The 23,974-nt window shown below is 70.7% G+C and carries 24 protein-coding genes; 18 read left to right on the top strand and 6 right to left on the bottom strand.

The window, feature by feature from the left end; translation table 11 throughout:
- The first annotated feature begins 11 nt into the window (after nucleotides 1–11).
- The 6 genes from BLW84_RS16535 to BLW84_RS16510 are packed head-to-tail and all read left to right on the top strand — an operon-like array spanning nucleotide 12 to nucleotide 6,409.
- Nucleotides 12–797, top strand: coding sequence for a 2-keto-4-pentenoate hydratase (locus tag BLW84_RS16535; protein WP_093266299.1), 786 nt, complete (start codon nucleotides 12–14; stop codon nucleotides 795–797).
- 34 nt (nucleotides 798–831) lie between these two features.
- On the top strand, nucleotides 832–1,737 hold the full coding sequence (locus BLW84_RS16530; RefSeq protein ID WP_093266297.1) for an acetaldehyde dehydrogenase (acetylating): 906 nt from the start codon (nucleotides 832–834) through the stop codon (nucleotides 1,735–1,737).
- Nucleotides 1,738–1,744: 7 nt separating this feature from the next.
- Entirely contained in the window at nucleotides 1,745–2,791 is a 1,047-nt protein-coding gene (gene dmpG, locus BLW84_RS16525) for a 4-hydroxy-2-oxovalerate aldolase (protein ID WP_093266296.1), read from the top strand.
- Complete coding sequence (locus BLW84_RS16520) at nucleotides 2,791–3,975, top strand: acyl-CoA dehydrogenase family protein (RefSeq protein WP_093266294.1); 1,185 nt, start codon at nucleotides 2,791–2,793, stop codon at nucleotides 3,973–3,975. Before dmpG ends, BLW84_RS16520 begins: the two co-directional genes overlap by 1 nt.
- Nucleotides 3,976–4,008: 33 nt before the next feature.
- Entirely contained in the window at nucleotides 4,009–4,929 is a 921-nt protein-coding gene (locus tag BLW84_RS16515; protein ID WP_093266293.1) for a VOC family protein, read from the top strand.
- Nucleotides 4,930–4,936: 7 nt separating this feature from the next.
- Complete coding sequence (locus tag BLW84_RS16510; RefSeq protein WP_093266291.1) at nucleotides 4,937–6,409, top strand: FAD-dependent oxidoreductase; 1,473 nt, start codon at nucleotides 4,937–4,939, stop codon at nucleotides 6,407–6,409.
- 253 nt (nucleotides 6,410–6,662) lie between these two features.
- Here the strand turns inward: BLW84_RS16510 and BLW84_RS16505 are convergent, their stop codons facing one another.
- Complete coding sequence (locus BLW84_RS16505; protein WP_093266290.1) at nucleotides 6,663–7,595, bottom strand: helix-turn-helix transcriptional regulator; 933 nt, start codon at nucleotides 7,593–7,595, stop codon at nucleotides 6,663–6,665.
- A 164-nt stretch (nucleotides 7,596–7,759) separates the two neighbouring features.
- On the opposite strand from BLW84_RS16505, the gene BLW84_RS16500 reads away from it, so the two are divergent.
- The 5 genes from BLW84_RS16500 to BLW84_RS16485 all read left to right on the top strand — a co-directional run bounded on the left by BLW84_RS16500 (nucleotide 7,760) and on the right by BLW84_RS16485 (nucleotide 10,916).
- Entirely contained in the window at nucleotides 7,760–9,019 is a 1,260-nt protein-coding gene (locus tag BLW84_RS16500; RefSeq protein WP_245761186.1) for an MFS transporter, read from the top strand.
- A 49-nt stretch (nucleotides 9,020–9,068) separates the two neighbouring features.
- Nucleotides 9,069–9,269: a hypothetical protein gene (locus tag BLW84_RS46225; RefSeq protein WP_143060973.1), complete on the top strand. Its 201-nt coding sequence runs from the start codon at nucleotides 9,069–9,071 to the stop codon at nucleotides 9,267–9,269.
- 420 nt (nucleotides 9,270–9,689) lie between these two features.
- Nucleotides 9,690–10,541: a helix-turn-helix domain-containing protein gene (locus BLW84_RS16495; RefSeq protein WP_177226505.1), complete on the top strand. Its 852-nt coding sequence runs from the start codon at nucleotides 9,690–9,692 to the stop codon at nucleotides 10,539–10,541.
- Nucleotides 10,538–10,714, top strand: a complete 177-nt coding sequence (locus BLW84_RS16490) for a DUF397 domain-containing protein (RefSeq protein WP_177226504.1) — start codon at nucleotides 10,538–10,540, stop codon at nucleotides 10,712–10,714. Before BLW84_RS16495 ends, BLW84_RS16490 begins: the two co-directional genes overlap by 4 nt.
- A 28-nt stretch (nucleotides 10,715–10,742) precedes the next feature.
- Nucleotides 10,743–10,916 (top strand): DUF397 domain-containing protein, encoded by a 174-nt coding sequence (locus BLW84_RS16485; protein WP_093266287.1) that lies wholly within the window; start codon nucleotides 10,743–10,745, stop codon nucleotides 10,914–10,916.
- A gap of 104 nt (nucleotides 10,917–11,020) precedes the next feature.
- On the opposite strand, the gene BLW84_RS16480 is transcribed toward BLW84_RS16485, so the two are convergent.
- Nucleotides 11,021–11,986 (bottom strand): helix-turn-helix transcriptional regulator, encoded by a 966-nt coding sequence (locus BLW84_RS16480; protein WP_093266285.1) that lies wholly within the window; start codon nucleotides 11,984–11,986, stop codon nucleotides 11,021–11,023.
- Nucleotides 11,987–12,051: 65 nt separating this feature from the next.
- Between BLW84_RS16480 and BLW84_RS16475 the strand changes: the two genes are divergently transcribed.
- Nucleotides 12,052–12,540 (top strand): hypothetical protein, encoded by a 489-nt coding sequence (locus tag BLW84_RS16475; protein ID WP_093266284.1) that lies wholly within the window; start codon nucleotides 12,052–12,054, stop codon nucleotides 12,538–12,540.
- Between the two features lie 308 nt (nucleotides 12,541–12,848).
- Here the strand turns inward: BLW84_RS16475 and BLW84_RS16470 are convergent, their stop codons facing one another.
- From BLW84_RS16470 to BLW84_RS16460, 3 genes are read right to left on the bottom strand one after another with little or no spacing between them, the layout of a single operon-like run.
- Nucleotides 12,849–13,649 carry an SDR family NAD(P)-dependent oxidoreductase gene (locus BLW84_RS16470; RefSeq protein ID WP_093266282.1) on the bottom strand — a complete coding sequence of 267 codons (801 nt, stop codon included), beginning with the start codon at nucleotides 13,647–13,649 and terminating at the stop codon, nucleotides 12,849–12,851.
- Nucleotides 13,650–13,922 (bottom strand): ferredoxin, encoded by a 273-nt coding sequence (locus BLW84_RS16465; protein WP_093266281.1) that lies wholly within the window; start codon nucleotides 13,920–13,922, stop codon nucleotides 13,650–13,652.
- A complete protein-coding gene (locus BLW84_RS16460) occupies nucleotides 13,922–15,070 on the bottom strand; it encodes a 3-ketosteroid-9-alpha-monooxygenase, oxygenase component (RefSeq protein WP_093266279.1) in 1,149 nt (382 codons plus the stop codon). The genes BLW84_RS16465 and BLW84_RS16460 overlap by 1 nt, the downstream gene beginning before the upstream one ends.
- Before the next feature lie 148 nt (nucleotides 15,071–15,218).
- On the opposite strand from BLW84_RS16460, the gene hsaA reads away from it, so the two are divergent.
- Entirely contained in the window at nucleotides 15,219–16,385 is a 1,167-nt protein-coding gene (gene hsaA, locus BLW84_RS16455; RefSeq protein ID WP_093266278.1) for a 3-hydroxy-9,10-secoandrosta-1,3,5(10)-triene-9,17-dione monooxygenase oxygenase subunit, read from the top strand.
- Between the two features lie 238 nt (nucleotides 16,386–16,623).
- Nucleotides 16,624–17,256 (top strand): TetR/AcrR family transcriptional regulator, encoded by a 633-nt coding sequence (locus BLW84_RS16450; protein ID WP_177226503.1) that lies wholly within the window; start codon nucleotides 16,624–16,626, stop codon nucleotides 17,254–17,256.
- A 182-nt stretch (nucleotides 17,257–17,438) separates the two neighbouring features.
- On the opposite strand, the gene BLW84_RS16445 is transcribed toward BLW84_RS16450, so the two are convergent.
- Nucleotides 17,439–18,371 (bottom strand): 3-oxoacyl-ACP reductase, encoded by a 933-nt coding sequence (locus BLW84_RS16445; RefSeq protein ID WP_093266276.1) that lies wholly within the window; start codon nucleotides 18,369–18,371, stop codon nucleotides 17,439–17,441.
- A 211-nt stretch (nucleotides 18,372–18,582) separates the two neighbouring features.
- On the opposite strand from BLW84_RS16445, the gene BLW84_RS16440 reads away from it, so the two are divergent.
- From BLW84_RS16440 to BLW84_RS16425, 4 genes are all read left to right on the top strand, one after another.
- Nucleotides 18,583–19,743 carry a steroid 3-ketoacyl-CoA thiolase gene (locus BLW84_RS16440; protein WP_093266275.1) on the top strand — a complete coding sequence of 387 codons (1,161 nt, stop codon included), beginning with the start codon at nucleotides 18,583–18,585 and terminating at the stop codon, nucleotides 19,741–19,743.
- A gap of 1 nt (nucleotide 19,744) precedes the next feature.
- Nucleotides 19,745–21,949, top strand: a complete 2,205-nt coding sequence (locus BLW84_RS16435; RefSeq protein ID WP_093266273.1) for an acyl-CoA dehydrogenase family protein — start codon at nucleotides 19,745–19,747, stop codon at nucleotides 21,947–21,949.
- Between the two features lie 248 nt (nucleotides 21,950–22,197).
- Nucleotides 22,198–23,070, top strand: a complete 873-nt coding sequence (locus tag BLW84_RS16430) for a MaoC/PaaZ C-terminal domain-containing protein (RefSeq protein ID WP_093266272.1) — start codon at nucleotides 22,198–22,200, stop codon at nucleotides 23,068–23,070.
- Complete coding sequence (locus tag BLW84_RS16425) at nucleotides 23,067–23,696, top strand: PaaI family thioesterase (RefSeq protein ID WP_218157336.1); 630 nt, start codon at nucleotides 23,067–23,069, stop codon at nucleotides 23,694–23,696. The genes BLW84_RS16430 and BLW84_RS16425 overlap by 4 nt, the downstream gene beginning before the upstream one ends.
- Nucleotides 23,697–23,974: the final 278 nt, after the last annotated feature.

Raw genomic sequence — 23,974 nt, 5'->3', positions numbered from 1 at the left:
ACCGTTCAGGCATGCTCGATGCGACAACTCGACAGGCTGCCGCCGACGCCCTCCGGGCCGCGCAGTCCGATCGCGCGCCGATCGATCCGCTCACCGAGCGGTTCCCCGGCATCGACGTGGTCGACGCCTACGAGATCCAGCTGCTGAACATCCGCCGGCAGCTCGCCGCCGGCGCGGTGGTGCGCGGTCACAAGGTCGGGCTGTCGTCCCCCGTGATGCAGCGGATGATGGGCGTCGACGAGCCCGACTACGGCCACCTCCTCGACACGATGTTCCTGGCGGAGGACCGCGCGGTCGAAACCGCGCGCTACTGCTACCCGCGCATCGAGGTCGAGATCGGTTACGTCCTGGGCGATTCGCTGCCGGGCGAGGGGTGCACGGAGGAGGACGTGCTCGCCGCCACCGAGTACGTCGTCCCGAGCCTGGAGCTGATCGACAGCCGGATCCGGGACTGGCGGATCGGCCTCGCCGACACCATCGCCGACAACGCCTCCTCCGCGGGCGTCGTCCTCGGCGCCGCGCGGGCCAAGCCCGGCGAGCTGGACCTCGCCGACATCGAGGCCGTGCTGTTCTCCGGCGGCACCGAGATCGCCCGCGGGAACACCAGCGCGGTGCTCGGGAACCCCACCACCGCGGTGGCCTGGCTGGCCCGCAAGGTCGCCACCTTCGGCGTCCGGCTCGAAGCGGGGCACGTGATCCTGCCGGGCTCGTGCACCAGGGCCGTCGACGTCGCGCCGGGCGAGGAGTACCGCGCCGACTTCACCGGCCTCGGGTCGGTCACGGCCCGGTTCGCGTGAGGCGCACCGGGAATTGAAAGGACGAGTGGGAACAGTGACCAAGGCGACCGCCGCCATCGTGGGCTCCGGCAACATCGGCACCGATCTGATGTACAAGCTGCTGCGCTCCGAATACATCGAGCCGCGCTGGATGATCGGCGTGGACCCGGACAGCCCCGGCCTCAAGCGCGCGCACGGCGAGGGGCTGATCAGCTCCGCCGAGGGCGTGGACTGGCTGCTGGCGCAGGACGAGCAGCCGGACATCGTGTTCGAGGCGACCTCGGCCTACGTGCACCGGGAGAACGCGCCGAAGTACGCCGAGCGGGGCATCCAGGCGATCGACCTGACCCCGGCCGCGCTGGGGCCCGCGGTCGTGCCCGCGGTCAACCTCGGCGAGCACCTCGACGCGCCCAACGTCAACCTGATCACCTGCGGCGGCCAGGCCACCATCCCGATCGTGCACGCCGTCTCGCGCGTGGTGGAGGTCGCCTACGCCGAGATCGTGGCCAGCGTGGCCTCGCCGTCGGCCGGGCCCGGCACGCGGGCGAACATCGACGAGTTCACCATCACGACCTCCCGCGGCATCGAGAAGATCGGCGGTGCGCGGCGGGGCAAGGCGATCATCATCCTGAACCCGGCCGAGCCGCCGATGCTGATGCGCGACACCGTGTTCTGCGCGATCCCGGCGGACTGCGACCGGGACGCGATCGCCCGGTCCATCCACGAGGTCGTCGCGGCCGTCGCGAGCTACGTGCCCGGCTATCGCCTGCGCGCCGAGCCGCAGTTCGACGATCCGTCCACTGTGAACGGTGGCATGGCCCGCGTCGCGGTGTTCCTCGAAGTGGAGGGCGCCGGCGACTTCCTCCCGCCGTACTCCGGGAACCTCGACATCATGACCGCCGCCGCGGCGGGCGTCGGCGCGGGCTTCGCCCGGCGGATCCGCGCGCAGAAGGGGCAGTGAGAAACCCATGGCCTACAGCACCGATCTCGGCATCAGGATCACCGATTCCTCGCTGCGCGACGGATCGCACGCCAAGCAGCACCAGTTCACCACCGAGCACGTGCGGGACATCGTGGCCGCCCTCGACGGCGCCGGGGTCCCGGTCATCGAGGTGACCCACGGCGACGGCCTCGGCGGCTCGTCGTTCAACTACGGCTTCAGCCACACCCCCGAGCAGGAGCTGATCAAGACCGCGGTGGCCACGGCGAAGCGCGCCAAGATCGCCTTCCTGATGCTCCCCGGCGTCGGGGTGAAGGACGACATCCGCGCGGCTGCCGACAACGGGGCTGCCATCTGCCGGATCGCCACGCACTGCACGGAGGCCGATGTCTCCGTGCAGCACTTCGGGCTCGCCCGCGAGCTGGGCCTGGAGACGGTGGGCTTCCTGATGATGTCGCACAGCCAGCCACCGGAGGTGCTGGCGCAGCAGGCCCGGATCATGGCCGACGCGGGCTGCCAGTGCGTCTACGTCGTGGACTCCGCCGGCGCACTCGTGCTGGAGGACACCAGCGAGCGGATCGCGGCGCTGGTCGCCGAGCTCGGCGACGACGCCCAGGTCGGCTTCCACGGCCACGAGAACCTGGGCCTCGGCGTGGCCAACTCCGTGCTCGCCGTGCGCGCCGGGGCGACCCAGATCGACGGCTCCACCCGGCGCTTCGGCGCCGGCGCTGGGAACACCCCCGTCGAGGCGTTCGTCGCGGTCGCCGAGAAGCTCGGCATCCGCACGGGCGTCGACACCCTGAAGATCATCGACGCCGCCGAGGACGTGGTCCGGCCGGTGATGGACGGCGAGTGCCTGCTCGACCGGCTCTCGCTGACCATGGGCTACGCCGGCGTCTACTCCAGCTTCCTCAAGCACGCCGACCGCGCCGCGAAGAAGTACGGCGTTTCCGGCGCCGAAATCCTCGTCGAGGCGGGCAAGCGCAAGCTGATCGGCGGCCAGGAGGACCAGCTGATCGAACTCGCCGTGGGCCTCGCCGCGCGCGGCACCGACACCGAAGCGAGGGCCAGCTGATGTCCAACCCGGTTCTGACGGCGGTCGAGGAGCGAGCCGAGGAGATCGCCGGGGCCGCCGCCTCGAACGAGCGGCTCGGCAGGCTCGACGACCGAGCGGCCAAGGTGCTCCGCGAGACCGGCGTGATCAAGATGCTGCAGCCCGCCCGGTACGGCGGGGCCGAGGCGCACCCTGCCGAGTTCGCCGAGACCGTGATGAAGGTCGCGAGCCACGACGGCTCCACTGGCTGGGTCGCCGGGATCGTCGGCGTCCACCCGTGGGAGATGGCGATGGCCGATCCCCGGGTGCAGGAGGAGATCTGGGGCGAGAACACCGACACGTGGATCGCCTCGCCGTACGCCCCGCTCGGCGTGCTCAAGCCGGTCGACGGCGGCTACGTCTTCAACGGGCACTGGCAGTTCTCCTCCGGGACCGACCACTGCGACTGGATCTTCCTCGGCGCCTTCATGGGCGACGAGGAGGGCGACGTGGCCCAGCCGCCGGTGGCCTACCACGTGATCCTGCCGCGGTCGGACTACGAGATCGTCGAGGACTCCTGGGACGTCGTGGGCCTGCGCGGCACCGGCAGCAAGGACGTCATCGTCAAGGACGCGTTCGTCCCGTCGTACCGGGTGATCCCGTTCAGCACGATGCTCGACGGGTCGGCGCCCCGGGACGCCGGGCTGGAGAACCCGACCTACCACGTGCCGTTCACCACGGCCTTCCCGCTGGGCATCACCTCCGCGGTGATCGGCATCTGCGAGGGCGCCCTCGCGCACCACATGGCCTACCAGCAGAAGCGCGTGCAGATCACCGGCACCAAGATCAAGGACGATCCCTACGTGCTGTTCGCGATCGGCGAGGCGGCGGCTGAGATCCACGCTTCCCGCGTCGCGTTGCTCGACAACGTGTCGCGGATCTACGACAAGGTGGCCGCGGGCGTGGAGATCGGCTTCGAGGAGCGCGCGGTCAGCCGCCGCACCCAGGTCGCCGCGGCGTGGCGCGCCGTCCGCGCGATGGACGAGATCGTCGCCCGCTCCGGCGGCAACGGCCTGCGCATGGACAACCCGATCCAGCGCTTCTGGCGCGACGGCCACATGGGCATGGTGCACGCCATCCACGTCCCGGGCGCCGTCTTCCACGTGTCCGCGCTGACCGAACTGGGCATCGAGCCGCCGCCGGGCCCGATGCGCTCGATGATCTGACCGCCCCGCCGCACAGAGATTGGAAGAACGCACATGCCCCAGATCCGCGGTCTCGGATACCTCACGGTGCAGACCCGGGACATCGACCGCTGGCGCGAGCTCACGATCGACGCCCTCGGGCTCCAGGAGACCACCGGCCCCCACGCCGACGGGCTCTACCTGCGCATGGACGAGCGGGCCGCCCGGCTGATCGTGCTGCCCGGCGACGCCGACAAGGTGGTCTCCGTCGGCTGGGAGGTGCGCGACCAGTTCGGGCTCGCGGCCGTCGCCCGCGACGTGGCGGCGGCGGGCACGGCGGTCAAGGCGTTGTCGCAGGCGGAATGCGACGAGCGGCGCGTCGAGGCCGGGATCGCCTTCGAGGACCCGGCCGGCACTCCCGTCGAGGTGTTCTTCGGGCCGGTGCTCGACCACAGCCCGGTCGTCACCAAGCACGCCCACCGGTTCGTCACCGGCGATCAGGGCATGGGCCACGTGGTGCTGCCGACGACCTGTCCACAGGAGACGGTCGAGTTCTACGCCGAGGTGCTCGGCTTCCTGCCGCGCGGCGCCATCCGCGTCGGCGGCGGAACCCCGGACGCCCCGCCGAGCCGGGTGCGGTTCATGGGCGTGAACCAGCGCCACCACAGCCTCGCGGTCTGCCCGGCCCCGCACGGCGAGCCGCCGGGCCTGGTGCACCTGATGGTCGAGGTCGAGGAGATCGACACCGTGGGCCGGGCCCTCGACGAGGTCAACCGGCGCGGCTTCTCGCTGTCGTCGACGCTGGGCAGGCACACCAACGACAAAGCGATCTCCTTCTACGTCCGCGCGCCCGGCGGCTGGGACATCGAGTACGGCTGCGACGGCCTGCTCGTCGACGAGACGTACTACACGGCCGAGGAGATCACCGCGGACAGCTACTGGGGCCACGACTGGTCCGGTTCCGAACCGCTCGCGGCGTTCAGCCAGGAACGGTGAGCGGCCGATGAGCTCCCGGCCGGTGCGCCCGGTGCCGCTGTCGCAGGTAGAAGCGTTCGAGCACGAAGCCGACGTCCTCGTGGTCGGCTTCGGGTGCGCCGGCGCGGCGGCGGCCTTCGAGGCGTCCTCCGCCGGCGCCGACGTCATCGTCCTGGAACGCGCCGGGGGCCCTGGCGGGTCCTCGGCGCTGTCCGGCGGTGAGCTGTACCTCGGCGGCGGCACGCGCGTCCAGCGGGCGTGCGGTTTCGACGACACGCCGGACGAGATGTACGCCTACCTCGAAGCGGCCCTCGGCCCGCACGCCGACGCGGAGAAGCTGCGGCTGTACTGCGACGAGAGCGTGGAGCACTTCGAGTGGTTCCGCGCCCGCGGGCTGACCTTCGAGGAGTCGATGTACGACGCCCCGAGCTGGATGCCGCCGACCCGCGACGGGCTGATGTGGCTGGGGGAGAACGCCTGGCCCTACAACACGATCGCGCGGCCGGTGCCGCGCGGCCACCGGCCCGCCGCGGAGAACTTCGGCGGTTGGCTGATCATGGAGCGCCTCGCGTCGGCCGCGCACGAGGCCGGGGCGCGGACGCACGCCGACACGCTCGCCACCGCGCTCGTCGTCGACGAGTCCGGGCGGGTCGTCGGGGTGGTGGCGAGCAACTACGGCAAGACCGTCCACTACCGCGCCCGCCGCGGCGTGGTGCTCACCACCGGCGGCTTCGTGGACGACGAGGAGATGCTCGCCGACCACGCGCCGGTGCTCCTCGGGCACGGCAAGGTCAGCGACGGCCTCGACGACGGGAGCGGGATCCGGATGGCCGCCGCCCTCGGCGCGGCCACCCGGCGGATGGCGCAGGTGGAGGCGGCGCTGACCGCGCTGCCGGCGATGGTCTGCCGCGGCATGCTCGTCAACGCGCGGGGCCAGCGGTTCATCAACGAGGACGTGTACCCGGGCATGTTCAGCCACGCCGCGCTGCACAACCCGGCGCCGTGGTGGGTGATCATCGACGAGGAGGGCTACGACGCCATCCCCGAGCGCGACCTCTGGGGCGTGCGACCGCAGCACGTCGCCGAGACCCTCGCCGAGCTGGAAGAGGAGCTCGGAATCCCGGCAGGTGCGCTCGAAACGACCGTGGCGACGTACAACCGGCACGCCGCCGAGGGCGACGATCCCCACTTCCACAAGAACCCGGCGTGGCTGCGCGAGCTCAAGCCGCCGTTCGCGGCGGTGAACCCGGCGCTCGGGTTCGACCCGGGGGGCAGCGACGCGGTGCCGCCGGGCACGGGCATCGCCGGGTTCACCCTCGGCGGCCTGCACACCACAGTGGACGGTGCCGTGCTCGACGTCTCCGGCAGCCCGATCGCGGGGCTTTTCGCGGCGGGGCGGGCGAGTTCCGGAATCCACGGCGAAGGCTACGTGAGCGGCACATCACTGGGCGACGGAACGTTCTTCGGCCGCCGCGCGGGCCGCGCCGCAGCAGGGGGCTAACCGCGACTGCCGCGACGGCGACGCCTGGTAGCGGCCCTAGTCCTCGTGAGTGTTCGCGCCGGTAAGAACCGGAGTGAACACTCACGAGACCCCGTTCGGGGATCCTCGATGAGCTGCGGCAGTTTTCCGCCGTCGTCTGGTCGGCTGGCATGCAGGCGAACAGCTTGGTCCCGGAAGTGTCCTGGAAAGTCGCGCGCAGTTCCTCGCTCCCACCGGTCGGTCCACTGCGGACATTGCGAGGAGGAGCGGGACGTCAGTGCTCGGGGCGCTGGGATGGCGACCGCTCGGCTTGGTCGTCGGCTGTGGGCGCGGTTTCGCCGAGGTGGGTGGCGGCCCAGGTGGCGAGGAGGGTCATGGCGTCGGCGGACGCGGTCCCGGGTTCGGGGCTGTAGATGGTGAGGACCAGGCCGGGGTCGGCGGGCAGCGGCATCGTTTCGTAGGTGACCGTGATGTCGCCGACGACGGGGTGGTGGAAGGTCTTGGTGCCGGTGTAGTGCAGCCGCACGTTGTGCTTGGCCCAGCGCACCCGGAATTCCTCGCTGCGGGTGGACAATTCTCCGACCAGATCGGAGATTCCCCGGTCGTAGGGGTCGCGGCCGGCGTCGGTGCGCAGCAGGTTGACCGCGCTGTCGGCCATCCATTCCCAGTCGGGGTAGAAGTCCCGTGCCCGGGGGTCGAGGAAGCAGAACCGGACGAAGTTGACCGGTTGGCCGGGGTCGGGGTGCAGCGGGTCGGGGTAGAGCGGGGAGTAGAAGGCGTAGGCCAGCTGGTTGCCGCAGACGAAGTCGTGGCGGGCGTTGCGCACGAACGCCGGCACCGTCATGGAGTCCACCAGGCGCTGCACCATCGGCCGGATGGCCTTCGTGCGGCGGGGCCGGGGCCGCTGCGGGCTGGTGGTGGCGCTGCGGTGCAGGTCGAACAAGTGGGAGCGCTCGGCCTCGTCCAGTTGCAGTGCGCGGGCGATCGCGTCGAGCACCGATTCGGAGACGCCGTTGACCTTCCCGCGCTCGATCTGCGTGTAGTAGTCGACCGAAAGCCCGGCGAGGGTGGCGACCTCCTGGCGGCGCAGTCCGGGCACGCGGCGTTTGGCGGCGTCGTAGACCGGCAGCCCGACCTGGTCGGGAGTGATCCGGGCCCGCCGCGACGTCAGGAACTCGCCGATCTCCGCGTGGTGCTGCTTGCCCATGCCGCCGACGTTACGACGCCCGGTCCACCGCTGCCAGGTTCTGCGAGGGGGGTGCTGCCAGCACCCCCCTGAACGCCGCCTCCCACACCCGCGACGTGCGGAGTTTCCTGGGCGTCGGGATCCGCTACGGACCCGATGGAGAGCCACCTGGAGGGGCGGAGACGTTGAGCACATCGCTGCGGGGTGCCACGAGCAGCACGCGGACGCCGGGACTGGTCTACGTGATCGCGGCGGGCATCTTCCTGATGGGCACCACCGAGTTCATGATCGCGGGGCTGCTGCCCGAGGCGGCTGCCGACTTGGGCGTGGATGTCGCACGAGCGGGGCTGTTGGTGTCCGCGTTCGCGGTCGGGATGATCGTCGGGCCGCCGGTGATGGCGCTGGCCACTCTGCGCCTGCCCCAGCGGGCGACGTTGGTGCTGTCGCTGGTGGTGTTCGCGGTGGGGCACGTCGTGGCGGCGTTGAGCGGTTCGTTCGCCGTGGTGACCGTCTCGCGGGTGGTCACCGCGCTGGCCACCGGGACGTTCTGGGCGGTCGGTGCCGTGGTGGCCACCACGGCCGCCGGTCCGGGGAAGAGTGCCCGGGCGCTGTCGGTGATGTCGGGCGGGCTGAGCCTGGCCGTGGTCGCCGGTGTGCCGTTGGGCACCTTCGTCGGGCAGTACACCGGTTGGCGGGGCCCGTTCTGGATGCTGGCGGGCCTGACGTTCCTGGCCATCGCCGCAGTGCTGCGATTCATGCCGACCACCAGCGGCACCCAACGCGCGGAGGTCACGGTGCGCGGGGAGCTGGCCGCGCTGCGGCCGTGGCGGTTGTGGGTCGTGCTGGGTGCGATCGGGCTCGCCCAGGCCGGATTCCTCGGCGCCTACAGCTACATCAGCCCGCTGCTCACCGACGGCGCCGGCATCCCGGTCGAGTTCGTGCCCCTGGTGCTGGTCGGGTTCGGGATCGGCGCGCTGGTGGGCACGGCCGTGGGCGGTCGTCTCGGCGACCGTCGTCCGCTCGCGACCGTCGCCGGAGCGTTCGCGCTGACCTCGTTGTTGCTGGTGCTGATCGTGTTCAGCTCGACCCGGTCGACGGTCGTGGTCGCGCTGGTCGTCCTGCTCGGGGCGTCGGGACTGGGGGCCAACCCGGTGCTGATCGCCCAGACGCTGCGCCACGCGGGCAACGGTTCGACGCTGGCGTCCTCGTTGGCGACCGCGGCGTTCAACCTGGGCACCGCAGTCGGCGCCGCGGTGGCCGGGGCCACCCTGTCGACCTCGTGGGGTCTGGTCGGACCTGCCGCGCTGGGCGCTGTCGTGACCGGTGCCGCGCTGCTGCCGATCGGACTGCTCGCCGTTGCCACGACTCGACGCGCCGAGGCCGATGCGCCCGGAGGCCGTCATGAGCACGAAGACGACACCCCTGTTCCTGCTGCGGTGAGTTGACCCGGATTTGCCGGTTATCCGCAGAAGTTATTCGCACGAGGAGAAAATCATGCTTGGTGCCGTGATGCACGCCCCCGGTGATGTTCCCTGGCTTGCCTGGCGACTGGCGTGCTGCGGATTCGATGCCGGGATGAACAGCATCGCGAAGATGACGACGTTGAACGCGATGAGCGTGCCCAGCTGCAACCAGAACATGACGCCTCCCGGCCTGGTCACCGTCCGATGTGGTCAGATCACCGTTCTCGCTTGACGCACCGCTGCTTCCGCAAGTGCGTTACCGCCGCGCCGGATCGGACTGGATTCGAGGCGTTCTTGCGCGCTTTCGTGATCCGCACGCAAACCGAGCAGCGTGGCCGGGTCGTGGTCGGATGCCCGACGGCGGCCCACATCACCTCGGCACCGCACTCGCCGGCGCCGCCGGGTCGAAGCACGAGATGCGTGTCCAACGCCCGCAATCCAGGCGACGGCAACCACCGAGGCCACGCCTCCAGCACCAACGAAACCACCTCCACGACGCTCTTCGGCTATATTGGGACGTGATCGCTTCGCAACCGGTCACGAACCACCCAGGTCAATTAATTCCTGGTCACGGGCTGAGACCGCAAGCTCGTTGCCCTCAACCTTTTGGGTGGTATCCGAAATGACTCAAGAACGCCGTAAGCTGTGGAACGTGGGCGACACCGCTGGTACACCGCGAACTCGCGCGCTAGCCGCCGCATTGCGGGGAGCGCTCGACGACTCCGATCTGACAGCGCGGCAGGCTGGACGCCTGCTCGACAAGTCCCACAGCACGATCTCGCAGTGGCAGACCGGCAAGCGAGTGCCGACTACCGATGACGTCTCCGCGTTTCTCGCCGTGCTCGGTGTGACCGGCAAACGGCGACGGCAGATCCTCGACCTGGCTCGCAATGCACGTGAGTCGAACTGGCTCGCCGGTGGCGTCTCGGAGCAGCTGGCAGGCATCGTCGAATGCGAACGAACTGCCATCGAGATCGTCGACTGGTGCCCGCTCGTCGTATCCGGACTCCTTCAAACCTACGAGTATGCAAAGGCGATCATCGGCGATGACGATGCCTTGGCGTCGCACGTGGTCGAGACGCGCGTAAAGCTCCGACTCGACCGCCAGGACCAACTGGCTCAACGCGATGATCGATCAGTTGATCACACTGTGCTGATCGGCGAGCCCGCACTTCGCCAGTGCATTGGTGGGAAGGCAGTTCTCATCGAGCAGCTTCGTCGGTTGGTGGAGCTCAACGGGAAGAAAGGGACGGCGATCCAGATCGTGCCGACCGGTGGCGGATGGCATCCCGGCTTGATGGGGCCATTCGTCATCTACGGTTTCAAGGAGTCACCGGCGATCATCGCGATCGAGAACCACCGGTCGTCGGTGTTCCTCTACGAAGACGACGACGTGGTGACCTACCGGCGCGCATCGGCAGCGATTCGCCGCGCCGCGATCAGTCCCGAAGATTCATCAGCGTTCGTCCTCGATGTGGTCCGAGAGTTGGAGGCAAGCGGATGATCAAGCAAACCCAGTGGCGCAAGAGCAGCTACAGCGGCCAAGAAACGCACTGCGTCGAGTTGTCCAGCCCGCCCGGTCTGATCCGGGACTCGAAGGATTGTGACGGGCCGGTGCTGCGTGCTGACGTCGCTGCCTTTGTACGGGCTGTCAAGGCTGGCCGGTTCGACCGATGACTGCGGGAAGTTCGTCTTTGGAGGAAAGATGAGCACCCACGCCTGGCAGAAGTCCAGCTACTCCAATGCCAACGGCAACTGTGTGGAGTTATCCAGCCCGCTCGGGCTGATCCGGGACTCGAAGGATCCGGAGGGGCCGCGTCTGGACGTCGATGTCGCTGGCTTCCTGCGGGCCGTCAAGGCTGGGCGTTTCGAGCGGTGAGCGGTGGGTCGTGAGTGCGAATTCCGGCTAGAAACCGGCTTTTGCGCTCACGACCAATGCTGACGGTGCGTCCGGGTGTGGCTGAGTGCTCCACTTGGCGGACTTCAGTCGTAGAGCGTCGCCATGGTCCGTGCCGATGTGGCGATGCGCTCCCGAAGCTCCGACGGTGCGAGCACCTCCACCTCCGGGCCTAGCCGCAGCAGCTCTGCCTCCGCGTGGGCGAGGCTCTCGATGGGGATGACGGCCCGGCGCCAGCCGCCGGGCTCCAGCTTTCCCTGGTTCACGCCATCGAGCACCGCCTGCGCCGCGACGTCCTGGAGGCGGGTGATGCCGACCGGTGAGATGCGTATCTCCGCTTCGCCCTGCCACAGCCGATCCTGCAGTCGCGCCGTATGGGACTGCCAGTGACGAGCCAGGTCGAAGCGGGCCGGTGGGTCGAACACCTCGTCCAGCGGCTCCAGGTCGAGGATCTGCCCGATCCGGTAGGTGCGCAGGTCATCGCCGGCACGGGCGACGGTGTACCAGCGTCCGGCCTTGAGCACGATCCCGTAGGGCTCCAGGCGCCGCTCAACCAGCTGCGGGGTATGCCACCGGCGGTAGCGCACGCGGATGGCCCGCCGCTCCCACACCGCGGCCGCCACCGTCGGAAGATGCGGCACCTCGTCCGCCTGCCGGTACCAGCCCGGGGCGTCGAGGTGGAAGCACTCACGGATCCGCCGGACCTGGTCCTGCAGCGCGACCGGCAGGGCCGCCTCGATCTTGAGCTCGGCCGCTGCCAGGACCGAGCCCATCCCCAGCTCGGCCGCCGGCCCGGGGAGACCGGCCAGGAACAGGGCCTGCGCCTCGGCCGCGGTCAGCCCGGTCAGCCGCGTGCGGTAGCCGTCGAGCAGGGCGTAGCCGCCCGCGTGCCCTGCCTCGCCGTAGACCGGCACGCCCGCCGCGATCAGCGCCTGCACATCCCGGTACACCGTGCGCACCGACACCTCTAGCGCCGCCGCCAACTCATCGGCGGTCATCCGGCCGCGGTTTTGCAGCAGGAGCAGAAGCGAGAGGAGTCGACCGGCGCGCATGGTCGCAAATCTACGGCCGGTCCACTGACACAGGATGTCAGGGAACCGGTCCTAACGTCTGCGGCATGACGAACAACGACTTCGCGTTCTTCGCCGGCACCTACGACGTCGTCAACCGCTGGCGCAAGGACTTCCTCGATCCGACGGAGGGCGACGACCGTTGGGAGGAGTTCCCCGGCATCACCCGCGCCTCCCGCCACTTCGACGGCGCCGCCAGCTTCGACGAGATCGAGTTCCCGACCAAGGGCTTCTCCGGGCTGACCCTGCGGCTGTTCAACCCGGCGACCGCACAGTGGTCGCTGTACTGGGCCAGCAAGCGCACCGGCACCCTCTTCCCACCCGTCACCGGCAGCTTCGGCGCCGACGGCACCGGCGTCTTCCACGGCGACGACGAACACGACGGCCGCAAGGTCAAGGCGCGCTTCATCTGGTCCGGTATCACCACCGACCGCGCCCACTGGGAGCAGGCGTTCTCCCTCGACGACGGGCGGACCTGGATCACCAACTGGCACATGAACTTCACCCGGCGCACGGCCACCGACCGCGTCGCGTAACGGCGGCTGCCACGTCTTCGGGCCTCCTCGCCGGTGGTCACAGCCTGGGCAGTCGGCCCGGCTCCTGAGCGTCCACCGGGAGCGCAGACGGGCATCCAAGATCGTTCTGCGACAAGCCGCGGCTCGGTCGGATGCTGCGCGAGGGGGAACGGTTCCGCCGGGGTCATCTGCTGATGACCATGGGCGAGTGATTGGAGGTCCACTGAGGACTTTGCTGGCGATCCGCCCGAGCGAATAGGTCAAGAGCGACGCGGGAAACCGCGGCCCAGCTGCTCAGCCGACCATGGGCTGCGGTGATCCGTGCCGCGTCAGGCCTTCGACTCGGGTGGTAGCAGGCGTTTCGAGGCTTCGTGGGCGCCGAGGGCGAGTTCCGCCCGATTGGGGCCGCTGCGCTTCGCCGCCGCCTCGGCGTTGCCGCCCGCCACCCACACCGGCCCGTGCGGCAGCCGTTCGAGCCCTTCCCGGGCCACGTCGTCGGGTTCGGCGACGTTCAAGCCCGGGATGTCGAAGTTGAGCCCGGCGCGTTCCATCGCCGGCGTCCGGGTCACGCCGAGCACCAGCTCCAGGACGTCCACGCCGTGCTCCCGCAGTTCGAGCCACAGGCCCTCGGCGAACACCCGCGAGAAGGCCTTCACCGCCGAGTAGATGCTGATCTGCGCCTGGCCCAGGTAGCCCGCCATCGAGCCGACCAGGATCACCCCGCCGCGGCCCCGCTCCTTCAGCAGCGCGCCGAAGTGGTGGGTGAGCGCGAGCTGCGCGGTGATGTTCAGGTCGATCACGCCGCGCACGCGGTCGAGGTCGCCCGTGACGAACTCGTGGCCGTAGCTGTTGGCGCCCGCGTTGAAGATCAGCAGGCCGACGTCGAGGTCGTCGGTGACGTCCCTGATGGCCCGCAACGCGCCCGGGTCGAGCAGGTCGAGCTCCAGGGCGCGCACCTGCACGCCCTTGGCCCGCACCGCATCCGCTGTGGCCGCCAGCGGCCCCGGTTTCCGCGCGATCAGCACCAGGTTGATCCCGGCGTCGGCGAGCCGGTGGGCGAACGAGGCGCCCACGCCTTCGGATCCGCCGGCGATGACCGCCCATGGTCCGTACTTCGTGGTGTCGAGCACTCAGTCCTCCGCCTGGATCGGGATCTCGCCGCGGGCCGCCGCTTCGCGCACGGAATCCCGCAATGCCTTGCAGCCGCTGAAGAACCGGCCGTTCGGGCCGGACCCCGGAGGCGCGTCTCGGCGCTCCGCGCAGGCTCGGACGGCCTCTTCGTGCCACTGGATGCTGGTCTGGTCCCAGCTGCTCTTGCGGACCTCGACGCGGCCACCGCAGGTGCCGCACTGCACGGGCTGCATGGGCGAATCGACCAGCCGGCCGTCTGCGCGCACCGCCATCAGACCGCCTGCGCCTTCCGGACCAGGTTCTCCTCGACCTCGCGGCGCCAGGCCTCGTTGGGCCTGGTGGTGTCGATCTCGAACTCGAACCGCTCCACCATCTCGGGCGTCACGTCCGCCGCGTCGACGTAGAACTGCTCGTACCACCGGCGCAGCTGGTAGACCGGGCCGTCCTCCTCGCACAGCAGCGGGTTGTCGATGCGGGTCTTGTTCTTCCAGATCTGCACGTCCTGCTCGAAGCCGATCTTGATGAAATCGCCCATCTTGCGGGCCATCCCGTCCGCGTCCTCGCCCCGCAGCCGATCGGTGCGCTTGACGATGATCCCGTACTGCAGCACGAAGGAGTTCGCGGTGACCGGGTAGTGGCAGTTGATCAGCACCGACTCGACGTCGCCGTCGCTGTAGTGGTAGGTCAGGTCGTCGATCATGAACGACGGGCCGTGGTAGGCGGCCACCGACGTGTTGCCCAGCATGCGGGGCGCGCCGCTGCCGGACTCCTGCGGGCGGGCGTCCTCCCGCCCGACGCCGTTCTGGATCTGCGTCGCGGTGTGGCCCTCGAAGATGTTCTTGAAGTACGTCGGGAACGAGTAGTGGACGTAGAAGAAGTGCGCCATGTCCACCACGTTGTCCACGATCTCGCGGCAGTGCGCGTTCTCGATGGTGACCGAGTACCACTGCCAGTCGGTCCACTCGTCGCTGGTGGCGCCTTCGATGCGAGGGATGGTCACGTCGGCGGGCGGCGGGTTGCCCTCGGGGTCGTTCCACACGAAGAACATCCCGTCCTGCTCCAGGGTCGGCCACGCCGCCGTCCGCGCGCGCAGCGGAACCCGGCGCGCGTAGGGGATGCTCTTGCACTTGCCGTCGCCGCCCCACCGCCAGTCGTGGAACGGGCAGGCGATCTCGTCGCCCTTCACCGAGCCCTGCGACAGGTCGCCGCCCATGTGCCGGCAGTACGCGTCGAGCACGTTCAGCTCGCCGTGGGAATCGGCCCAGACCACCAGCTTCTGGCCGAACGCCTGCACCGTGTGCGGCTTGCCGTCCTTGAAGTCCTTGGCGAGCCCGAGGCAGTGCCAGCCGCGCGCGAACCGGGTGGGCGCCTCGTCCACCTCGATCTTCCGGACCTCCTCCACAGCGGTCATGCTCGTCATCCCTTCCCGTCAGCGGTGAGTCATCGCGAAGGTAGGCGGCGGCGGCCGCGGGAACCGCCGGTGATCCCACTCACCGGTACCTCCCGGCGACCGCCGCGGACGGCAGGCCGCACGATGGGAAACCTGACGTCGCAACGGGAGGACGAGCATGACCGACGAGGTGCTGGAGCGGGTCCGCGACCTCCTGCCGGCGATCGCGGGGCGCAACCCGGTCGCGGAGGAGGACCGGCGGCTGCCGGCGGAGACGGTGGCCGACCTGGTTTCGGTCGGCGCGTTCCGGATGCTGCAGCCGAAGCGCTACGGCGGCCTGGAAAGCGATCCCGTGCGCTTCTACGAGGTGGTCCGGGAAGTGTCCACAGTGTGCGGTTCCAGCGGCTGGGTGCTCTCGATCCTCGGCGTGCATCCGTGGCACGTCGGCCTGTTTCCCCGCGAAGCGCAGGACGAGGTCTGGGCGGGCGGCCCGGACGTGCTGATCTGCTCGTCGTACGCGCCCATCGGGCGCCTGACCGCGGTCGAGGGCGGCTACCTGCTCAGCGGCCGGTGGAGCTTCGCGTCCGGATGCGATCACGCGAGCTGGGCGCTGCTCGGCGGGCTGGTCGTCGGCGACGAGGGACGGCCGGTCGACTTCCTCAGCGTCCTCGTGCCGCGCGCGGACTTCCAGGTGCTGGACGTGTGGGATCCGGTGGGGCTGCGCGGCACCGGCAGCAACGACATCGTCGTGGACAAGGCGTTCGTGCCCGCGCACCGGATCGTCCGCAACTACGACGTGTCGCAGCTGCGCGCCCCCGGCCGGGCGGTGAACCCGGGCCCGCTGTTCGCGCTGCCGTTCGGCGCGGTGTTCACCACCGCCGTCGCCGCACCCGTCGTGGGAGTCGTGTCGGGCTGCTACGAAACCTACGTGGCGGCCATGCGCGACCGGGTGCGGCTGAGCCTCGGCGGCGGCCGGTTCGTGGAGGACCAGGGCGCGCAGGTGGCCGTGGCGCGGGCGGCGTCCGAGATCGACGCGGCGGTGCTGCAGCTGGACCGCAACATGGCCGACCTCTACGACCACGCGGTTCGGGACGCGGAGATCCCGATGGAGCTGCGGCTGCGCGCCCGCCGGGACCAGGTGCGCGCCACCGAGCGCGCGCTGGCGGCGATCGACCTGCTGTTCCAGAGCGCGGGCGGGAACTCGCTGCGCCGGGGAAACCCCATCGAACGGGCCTGGCGCGACGCGCACGCGGGCAGCATGCACGTGGCCAACGACGCGCAGCGCGCCCTGGCGCTGTACGGCAAGGGCGCGTTCAGCCTCCCCGTCGAGGACACGCTGGTGTGATTCGCCACCGCCGTGCGATGCCGGGGTGGGACGCCTCCGGCCGCTCGTCGGTCGCCGCGCCGACCGGGCTGCGCAGGTAGTCGCGTCCTCCTCGCTGATCAGCTCGCCGGTAGGCCCGGATGAGGCGGAAGCCCGTGGTGCGGGCCCGGTCGTCCCGGTGAGCGGTACGTTGACGGAGACGGCCACGAGGCGAACCCGCACAATCAGGTGTCGATGCGGATCAACCGAGGGGGGACACGTGCCGAGAATCGCTGAGGCCCGGCCGGCCGCGGAGCCGAGCTCGCAGGAGCAGAAGGCGCGCCAGCGCCGGATCCTGCGCGCCGCCGCGGGCCTCGCCGCCGAGCGAGGGCTCGACCGCGTGCAGATGCACGACGTGGCCAAGGAAGCGGGCGTCGCGATCGCCACGCTCTACCGCTACTTCCCCTCGAAGACGCACCTGTTCACCGCCGTCATGGCCGAGCAGGTGGAGCAGCTGGACAAGCTGGCGCGCCCGCCGCGCTCGGACCAGGATCCGGTGGACGCGGTGTGCGAACTGCTGCTGCGGTCCACCCGCCAGCTGCTGAGCAAGCCGCTGCTGGCCAGCGCGATGATGCAGTCCAACGTCCAGGCCAACGCGGCGACGGTGAACGAGGCCATCCGCATCGACAAGATGATGAACGAGGCGGTGTTCCGGATGCTCGGCCTCGAGAGCCCGACGGCCCGCGACGTCCGCCTCGTGAGCCTCGTCATCGAGTGCTGGTACGGAATGCTGAGCTCGGCGCTCAACGGCCGGATCTCCATGGCCGACGTCGAGGTGGAGATCCGGCTCGCCTGCGGCCTCCTCCTGGCGGCCCGCTCGAACGCACCGGACCAGACCTCCCTGGACGACTGACCCGGCCCACCGGCCCGATCCTCGGTCCGCGATTTCCATTGAAGTCGGACCTGGACACACATCAGGTTGGGCACCCGCAGTCCAGGCGGACGCTGTAACTCCCGCAGGGGGGCGCCACCCGCACCGCCACGCACAACGAGGACGAAAATCCTCAAGGGAAATCGCGGACCGGATCGGGGCGGCTACTTCTTCCGGGGCGCGATGTTCTGCACTCCCGTGGTGTCCAGCTCCGCGACGCTGTAGGCCGCGTAGTTCTGGTACGGGCTCCGGCCCGCGAAGTACGGCGTGAGCTGGTCGTCGAGCTCCGCAACGCTGAAGGCGCCCGCCGCCGCCGTGAACTTCCGCTCCACCGTGGGCGCGGCCAGCAGCGCGACCATGTCGCCGTAGACCACGAAGACCTGGCCGTTGATCTCGTCCGCCACCGGGGAGGCCAGGTAGGCCACGAACGCGCCCACCCGCTCCGGCGCCAGGATGTCCAGGTCGCTGCCGTTCGGGTCGTCGCTGAACACGTGCGCCGTCATCCCGGTCCGCGCCCGCGGGCAGATCGCGTTGGCGCGCACCCCGTATCGCGACAGCCCCTGCGCGCTCGACAGGGTCAGCGCGGTGATGCCGGCCTTCGCCGCCGAGTAGTTCGGCTGCCCCGCGGGGCCGAACAGGAACGCCTCCGACGTGGTGTTCACGATGCGGCCGTACACGGGCCCGCCCGCCGCCTTGCTGGCGTTGCGCCAGTGCACCGCCGCAGCGCGCGAGACGGCCGCGTGGCCCTTGAGGTGGACGTGGATGACGTCGTCCCAGTCGCGCTCGGTGAGGTTGAAGATCATCGTGTCCCGCAGGACGCCCGCATTATTCACCACGACGTCCAGGCCGCCGAAGGTGTCCACGGCCGCCTCGACCAGCCGGTCGCCGGTGGCCCAGTCGCCCACGTCGCCGGTCACCGCCACCGCGTCGCCGCCCGCGGACTTGATCTCGTCGACGACGGCGTCGGCGGCCGGGCCCATGTCGTTCACGACCACGTTGGCCCCCTGGGCCGCGAGCGCGAGCGCTTCCGCGCGCCCGAGCCCTGCGCCGGCGCCGGTCACGACCGCGGTGCGGCCCTCCAGCGTGCTGTCGCTCATTGCGTGCTCCTTGTCCTGCATCCGGCGGTCCCGGCACGGCCGTGCCCGGTCTCGCGCCGAAAACTAGTATTCATTCTCCCAGCTGGCGAGCCCGTGTCCCATTGAGTGAACTGAATCAGTTCTTGCTCGTTGTGTGGGTGTTTCAATGCAGATAGATAATGAATTCTAGTGCTGCGGGGCGTGTCGTCCCGCATGCGGATGGAGAAGCCAGATGCCCGAGGCCGTCATCGTCGAGGCCGGTCGCACGCCGGTCGGCAAGCGCTACGGAGCCCTGTCCGGGCTGCATCCCGCCGAACTCCTCGGCCTCGCCCAGCGGGGCGTGCTCGACCGGGCCGGCCTGGCCCCGGCGAAGGTCGGCCAGGTCGTCGGCGGCTGCGTGACGCAGGTGGGGGAGCAGTCCAACAACGTCACCCGGAACGCCTGGCTGCACGCCGGCCTGCCCCACGCCACCGCGTGCACCAGCATCGACTGCGCCTGCGGCTCCTCCCAGCAGGCCGTGCACCTGATCGCCGGGTTGATCGCCGGCGGCGCCATCGACACCGGGATCGCCTGCGGCGTCGAAGCGATGAGCCGCGTCTTCCTCGGCTCGGCCCTGGCGCCGGGCACCGGCAGTCCAGTGCCGGACTCTTGGTCGATCGACATGCCCGACCAGTTCACCGCCGCCGAGCGGATCGCCCGCAACCGCGGCATCACCCGCGCCGACGCCGACGCGCTCGGCGCGGCCTCCCAGCAGAAGGCGGCGGTCGCCTGGTCCGAGGGGCGCTTCGACGGCCAGATCATCCCCGTCGACGCGCCGGTCCTGACCGAGGACGGCCCCACCGGCGAAACCGCCCTGGTGAACCGGGACCAGGGGCTGCGCGAGACCACGGCCGAGGGCCTCGCCAAGCTCAAGCCGGTGATCACCGACGGCATCCACACCGCGGGCAACTCCTCGCAGATCAGCGACGGGGCGGCGGCGGTGCTGCTGATGAGCCGGGAGCGGGCCGAGGCGGAGGGCCTGCGGCCGCGGGTGCGGATCGTCGCCTCCGGGATGGTGGGCTCCGACCCGTACTACCACCTCGACGGCCCCGTGCACGCCACGGCGCACGTGCTGGAGAAGGCGGGCATGGCGCTCGGCGACATCGACCTGGTGGAGATCAACGAGGCCTTCGCGTCCGTCGTGCTGTCGTGGGCGCAGGTGCACCGGGCCGACATGGACAAGGTCAACGTCAACGGCGGCGCGATCGCGCTCGGGCACGCCGTCGGCTCCACGGGCGCCCGGCTGATCACCCAGGCCGTCCACGAACTCGAACGCAGCGACCGCTCCACCGCGCTGATCACCATGTGCGCCGGCGGCGCGCACGCCACGGCCACCATCGTCGAACGGATCTGAGATGACACAGGGAACTCTGGGGTTGAGCGAGGAGCACCGCGACCTGCGGGACTCCGTGCGGGCCTTCGCCGGCCGCCACATCACCGAGACCGAGGTGCGCGCAGCGGTCGATGCCGACGCGGAGCAGCTGCCGCCCTTCTGGAAGCAGCTGGCCGCGCAGGGCCTGCTCGGGTTGCACCTGCCGGAGGCCGACGGCGGCGCCGGTTACGGGCTGCTCGAACTCGCGGTCGTCCTCGAAGAACTCGGCCGCTGCCTGGCGCCCGGTCCCTTCCTGCCGACCGCGCTCACCAGCGCGGTGCTGCGCGAGGCGGGGCACCACGCGCACCTCCCGGCGCTCGCGGACGGAACGGCGACCGGCGCGCTCGCCCTCGGCGACGGGTTCACCGCCGAGCGCACCGCGGACGGCGGCATCCTCGTCTCCGGGACCGCCAAGCCGGTGCTCGGCGCGCACCTCGCGGACGTGCTCGTCCTCCGCGTCGCGCTGGAGGGGGAGCAGGCGTGGGTGGTGCTGCCCCGCTCCGTGGCCGAGGTCGCCGAGGTGCCCAGCCACGACCTCACCAGGCGGCTCGCCGAGGTCGCGATCTCCCACGCGCAGGTGCCCGCCGAGGACGTCCTCGACATCGCGCCGCACCGGCCGCACGACCTCGCCGCCACGCTCTTCGCGGCGGAGGCGTGCGGCATCGCCGACTGGTGCACCACGACCGCCGCCGAGTACGCCCGGGTGCGGGAGCAGTTCGGCCGGCCGATCGGGCAGTTCCAGGGCGTCAAGCACCGCTGCGCCCGCATGCTGGCCCGCACCGAAGCCGCCCGGGCCTGCGCCTGGGACGCCGCCCGCGCGCAAGACGCGCAGGACGCCGCCGGCGAGGTGGAGCTGGCCGTCGCCGTCGCGGGAGCCACCGGCATCGAGGCCGGGTTCAGCACCGCGAAGGACTGCATCCAGGTGCTCGGCGGCATCGGGTTCACCTGGGAGCACGACGCCGGTCTCCACCTGCGCCGCGCTCAGACGTCGCGGCTGCTGCTGGGGGCGACCGGCCACTGGCACCAGCGGGTGGCGCGCCTGGCGCTGGACGGCACCCGTCGCGAGGTTTCGGTGGACCTGCCGCCGGAGGCGGAGGAGATCCGGGCGGTGGTGCGCGCGGAACTCGCCGAGGCGGCCGCATTGCAGGGCGAGGAGCGCATCGGCTACCTCGCCGAGCACGGCTACACCGCGCCACACCTGCCGAAGCCGTGGGGCCGGGGCGCCGACGCCGTCGAGCAGCTCACCATCGCGGAGGAGATGCGGGCCGCGCAGGTGCGCGCGCACGACATGGTGATCGGGAACTGGGTGGTGCCCACCCTGATCCAGCACGGCGACGAGGAGCAGCAGCGCCGGTTCCTCCCGGCGACGCTCCGCGGGGACATCACCTGGTGCCAGCTGTTCTCCGAGCCGGGCGCGGGATCCGACCTGGCCGGCCTGTCCACCAAGGCGGAGAAGGTCGACGGCGGCTGGAAGATCAACGGCCAGAAGGTGTGGACCTCCATGGCCCGCGAGGCGCACTACGGCATCCTCCTCGCCCGGACCGACCCGAACGCGGCCAAGCACAAGGGACTGTCGTACTTCCTGCTGCACATGGACGCCCCGGGCATCACCATCAGGCCGCTGCGCGAGCTGACCGGCGACGCCCTGTTCAACGAGGTGTTCCTGGACGACGTCTTCGTGCCCGACGACATGCTGGTCGCCGAGCCCGGCGACGGCTGGAAGCTCGCCCGCACCACCCTGGCCAACGAGCGCGTCGCGCTCTCGCACGACTCGTCGCTGGGCTCGGGCGGCGAAGCGCTGCTCGAACTGGCGGCCGCGGAAGCCGACGACCACCGCCTCGCCGTGCTGGGGCAGATCCTCTCCGACGCCCAGGCGGGCGCGTTGCTCGGCCTCCGCCAGACGATCCGCTCACTGAGCGGCCAGCAGCCGGGATCGGAGTCGTCCATCGCCAAACTCCTCGGCGTGGAGCACATCCAGCAGGTGTGGGAGACCGCGATGGAGTGGCAGGGGCCGGCGGCGCTGCTCAACGGCCAGCGGCCGTCCGCGGATTCCCCCGGCGCGACCTGGAAGTTCCTCAACACCCGGTGTCTGTCGATCGCGGGCGGCACCACCGAGGTCCAGCTCAACATCGTCGGCGAGCGGCTGCTGGGGCTCCCACGCGACCCCGAGCCCCGACCCAAGTCCTGAAGTGCCTGTCTCCGAACTCGTTCTGCGTGGCGGCGCGGGTGGCGGAACCTCAGACGCCTTCTCGCTGTGGGATCCCCGACTTACGTATGGACCAATACGCGGCATCGGGGCTGTCCTCACGAGAAGACGTCTGAGAACCCGCGGCGGTGCGAATTGCGAGGGTGGGCCAAGCGGCTGGCGCCGTTTCAAAGGCGAAGATCAAAAACTGGGATCAAGACCGGCTCGACGCACACAGGAGAAACGCAAGAATGGCGATCGACCTCGACGAGGCGCTGAACGCCCGGCCCGCGACCCGCGAGATCGCGTGGACGCGGCGGGACGTGCTGCTCTACCACCTCTCGCTCGGCGCCGGCGCCCGCGCCGACACCGAGCCGGAGCTGCCCTACACCTACGAGGACGGCCTCCAGGTGCTGCCGACCTTCGCGATGGTGGCGGGGCAGGGGATTTCCACCGGCGACCGCGCCGCGCCGGGCCTGGAACTGCCCGGGATCGACATCGACCTCCGCAAGATCCTGCACGCGGGCCAGGCGCTCCGCGTGCACCGGTCGCTGCCCGCGTCCGGCACGGCCACCGTCACCAGTCGCGTCGCGGACGTGTGGGACAAGGGCAAGGCGGCGGTGATCGTGCTCGAAGCGACCGCGGCGGACGGCGCCGGCGCGGCGCTGTGGACGACGACCATGCAGATCTGGGCGCGCGGCGAGGGCGGGTTCGGCGGAGAACCGGGACCGGACGTCGCCGCCGAACTGCCGGAGCGCGAACCGGATGCCGTGCTGGAGTCGCCCACGACGCCCGCCCAGGCGCTGATCTACCGGCTCAACGGCGACATGAATCCGCTCCACGCCGATCCCGGCTTCGCCAGGGCGGCCGGTTTCGACCGGCCCATCCTGCACGGCCTGGCCTCCTACGGGCTGGTCGCCAAGGCGATCGTCGACGGGCTGCTCGACGGCGATGCCGCCCGGCTGCGCGCGTTCGAGGTGCGGTTCGCCGGCTCGCTGCTGCCCGGGGAGACCATCCGGACCGAGGTGTGGCGCGACGGCGGGCAGTTGGTGCTGCGCTCGACGTGTCCCGAGCGCGGCGACGCGCCGGTGCTGACCCACGCCACCGCGGAGGTGACGTCGTGACCGCCGCCCGGGAACAGCCGCTGGAGCTGACCGCCATCTCGCACAACGAGGGCGTCGACGCCGCGGTGTCGGCGGCCCGCCGGGTGATCGCGTCGCTGCTGCACGCCGGGGACGGGTCGGCGGCGGAGATGAAGGAGGTCGCGGACCGGCTCAACGCCGTCGCGGACCACCTCGATGAGCACGCGCCCGCGATGGACCAGCGGATGGTGGACATGTGGTCGGGGGAGGGCATCACCCGCCACGACCCCGTGACCGGCCCCGAGAACACGATCGCGCCGCCGCTGCACCTGACCGGGAAGGACGACGGCTCGGTCGAGGGAGTGGTGGCGCTGGGCCTGCCGTACCAGGGGCCGCCCGGGCACGTGCACGGCGGGATCTCGGCGCTCCTGCTCGACCACACCCTCGGCGTCGCGAACCACTGGGCGGGGCAGTCGGGGATGACGGCGGAGCTCACGCTGCGCTACCACCGGCCGACCCCGTTGTTTGAGCAGCTGACCGTCACCGGCGAGCAGATCGCGGTCGACGGGCGCAAGATCCGCACGAGGGGCGCGATCACGGCCCGGGGCGAGGTCTGCGTGTCGGCGGACGGCCTGTTCATCGCGAAGCACCTGCCGCGACCACGCTGACCCGAACCGGAGGGGCTCCCGACCGGTGCGGGCACGTGCGAGGTACGGCCGCCTGGAGCGCGGGGCGGCGATTTCGCGCGAGATCGCCGCCCCGCTCTCATACGGAGTGCCGATTTCGCGCTTGCTCTCGCCCGGTTTGCGCGCTGCCACGGTGGTTCTGACGTCGAGGGTGGGGAAATATTCGTCCCTAGTGGACTTTGCTCGAAGAGGTGCGGCGGGCTGCCCGGGGTTGGCGGAGTGGCTCCAGCGCGGAGTTCTTCGATGGTGGGGTTCGTATG

Source organism: Saccharopolyspora shandongensis (assembly GCF_900106995.1).
GTDB lineage: Bacteria > Actinomycetota > Actinomycetes > Mycobacteriales > Pseudonocardiaceae > Saccharopolyspora > Saccharopolyspora shandongensis.
This window is presented reverse-complemented; position numbering and strand designations above follow the sequence as displayed.

Excerpts from the sequence above, each read along its gene's own strand:
- BLW84_RS16535 (WP_093266299.1), top strand. The coding sequence starts at position 12 with ATGCTCGATGCGACAACTCGACAGGCTGCCGCCGACGCCCTCCGGGCC.
- dmpG (WP_093266296.1), top strand. The coding sequence starts at position 1,745 with ATGGCCTACAGCACCGATCTCGGCATCAGGATCACCGATTCCTCGCTG.
- BLW84_RS16520 (WP_093266294.1), top strand. The coding sequence starts at position 2,791 with ATGTCCAACCCGGTTCTGACGGCGGTCGAGGAGCGAGCCGAGGAGATC.
- BLW84_RS16515 (WP_093266293.1), top strand. The coding sequence starts at position 4,009 with ATGCCCCAGATCCGCGGTCTCGGATACCTCACGGTGCAGACCCGGGAC.
- BLW84_RS16510 (WP_093266291.1), top strand. The coding sequence starts at position 4,937 with ATGAGCTCCCGGCCGGTGCGCCCGGTGCCGCTGTCGCAGGTAGAAGCG.
- BLW84_RS16505 (WP_093266290.1), bottom strand. The coding sequence starts at position 7,595 with ATGGGCAAGCAGCACCACGCGGAGATCGGCGAGTTCCTGACGTCGCGG.
- BLW84_RS46225 (WP_143060973.1), top strand. The coding sequence starts at position 9,069 with ATGCTTGGTGCCGTGATGCACGCCCCCGGTGATGTTCCCTGGCTTGCC.
- BLW84_RS16490 (WP_177226504.1), top strand. The coding sequence starts at position 10,538 with ATGATCAAGCAAACCCAGTGGCGCAAGAGCAGCTACAGCGGCCAAGAA.
- BLW84_RS16485 (WP_093266287.1), top strand. The coding sequence starts at position 10,743 with ATGAGCACCCACGCCTGGCAGAAGTCCAGCTACTCCAATGCCAACGGC.
- BLW84_RS16480 (WP_093266285.1), bottom strand. The coding sequence starts at position 11,986 with ATGCGCGCCGGTCGACTCCTCTCGCTTCTGCTCCTGCTGCAAAACCGC.
- BLW84_RS16475 (WP_093266284.1), top strand. The coding sequence starts at position 12,052 with ATGACGAACAACGACTTCGCGTTCTTCGCCGGCACCTACGACGTCGTC.
- BLW84_RS16465 (WP_093266281.1), bottom strand. The coding sequence starts at position 13,922 with ATGGCGGTGCGCGCAGACGGCCGGCTGGTCGATTCGCCCATGCAGCCC.
- BLW84_RS16460 (WP_093266279.1), bottom strand. The coding sequence starts at position 15,070 with ATGACGAGCATGACCGCTGTGGAGGAGGTCCGGAAGATCGAGGTGGAC.
- hsaA (WP_093266278.1), top strand. The coding sequence starts at position 15,219 with ATGACCGACGAGGTGCTGGAGCGGGTCCGCGACCTCCTGCCGGCGATC.
- BLW84_RS16445 (WP_093266276.1), bottom strand. The coding sequence starts at position 18,371 with ATGAGCGACAGCACGCTGGAGGGCCGCACCGCGGTCGTGACCGGCGCC.
- BLW84_RS16440 (WP_093266275.1), top strand. The coding sequence starts at position 18,583 with ATGCCCGAGGCCGTCATCGTCGAGGCCGGTCGCACGCCGGTCGGCAAG.
- BLW84_RS16435 (WP_093266273.1), top strand. The coding sequence starts at position 19,745 with ATGACACAGGGAACTCTGGGGTTGAGCGAGGAGCACCGCGACCTGCGG.
- BLW84_RS16430 (WP_093266272.1), top strand. The coding sequence starts at position 22,198 with ATGGCGATCGACCTCGACGAGGCGCTGAACGCCCGGCCCGCGACCCGC.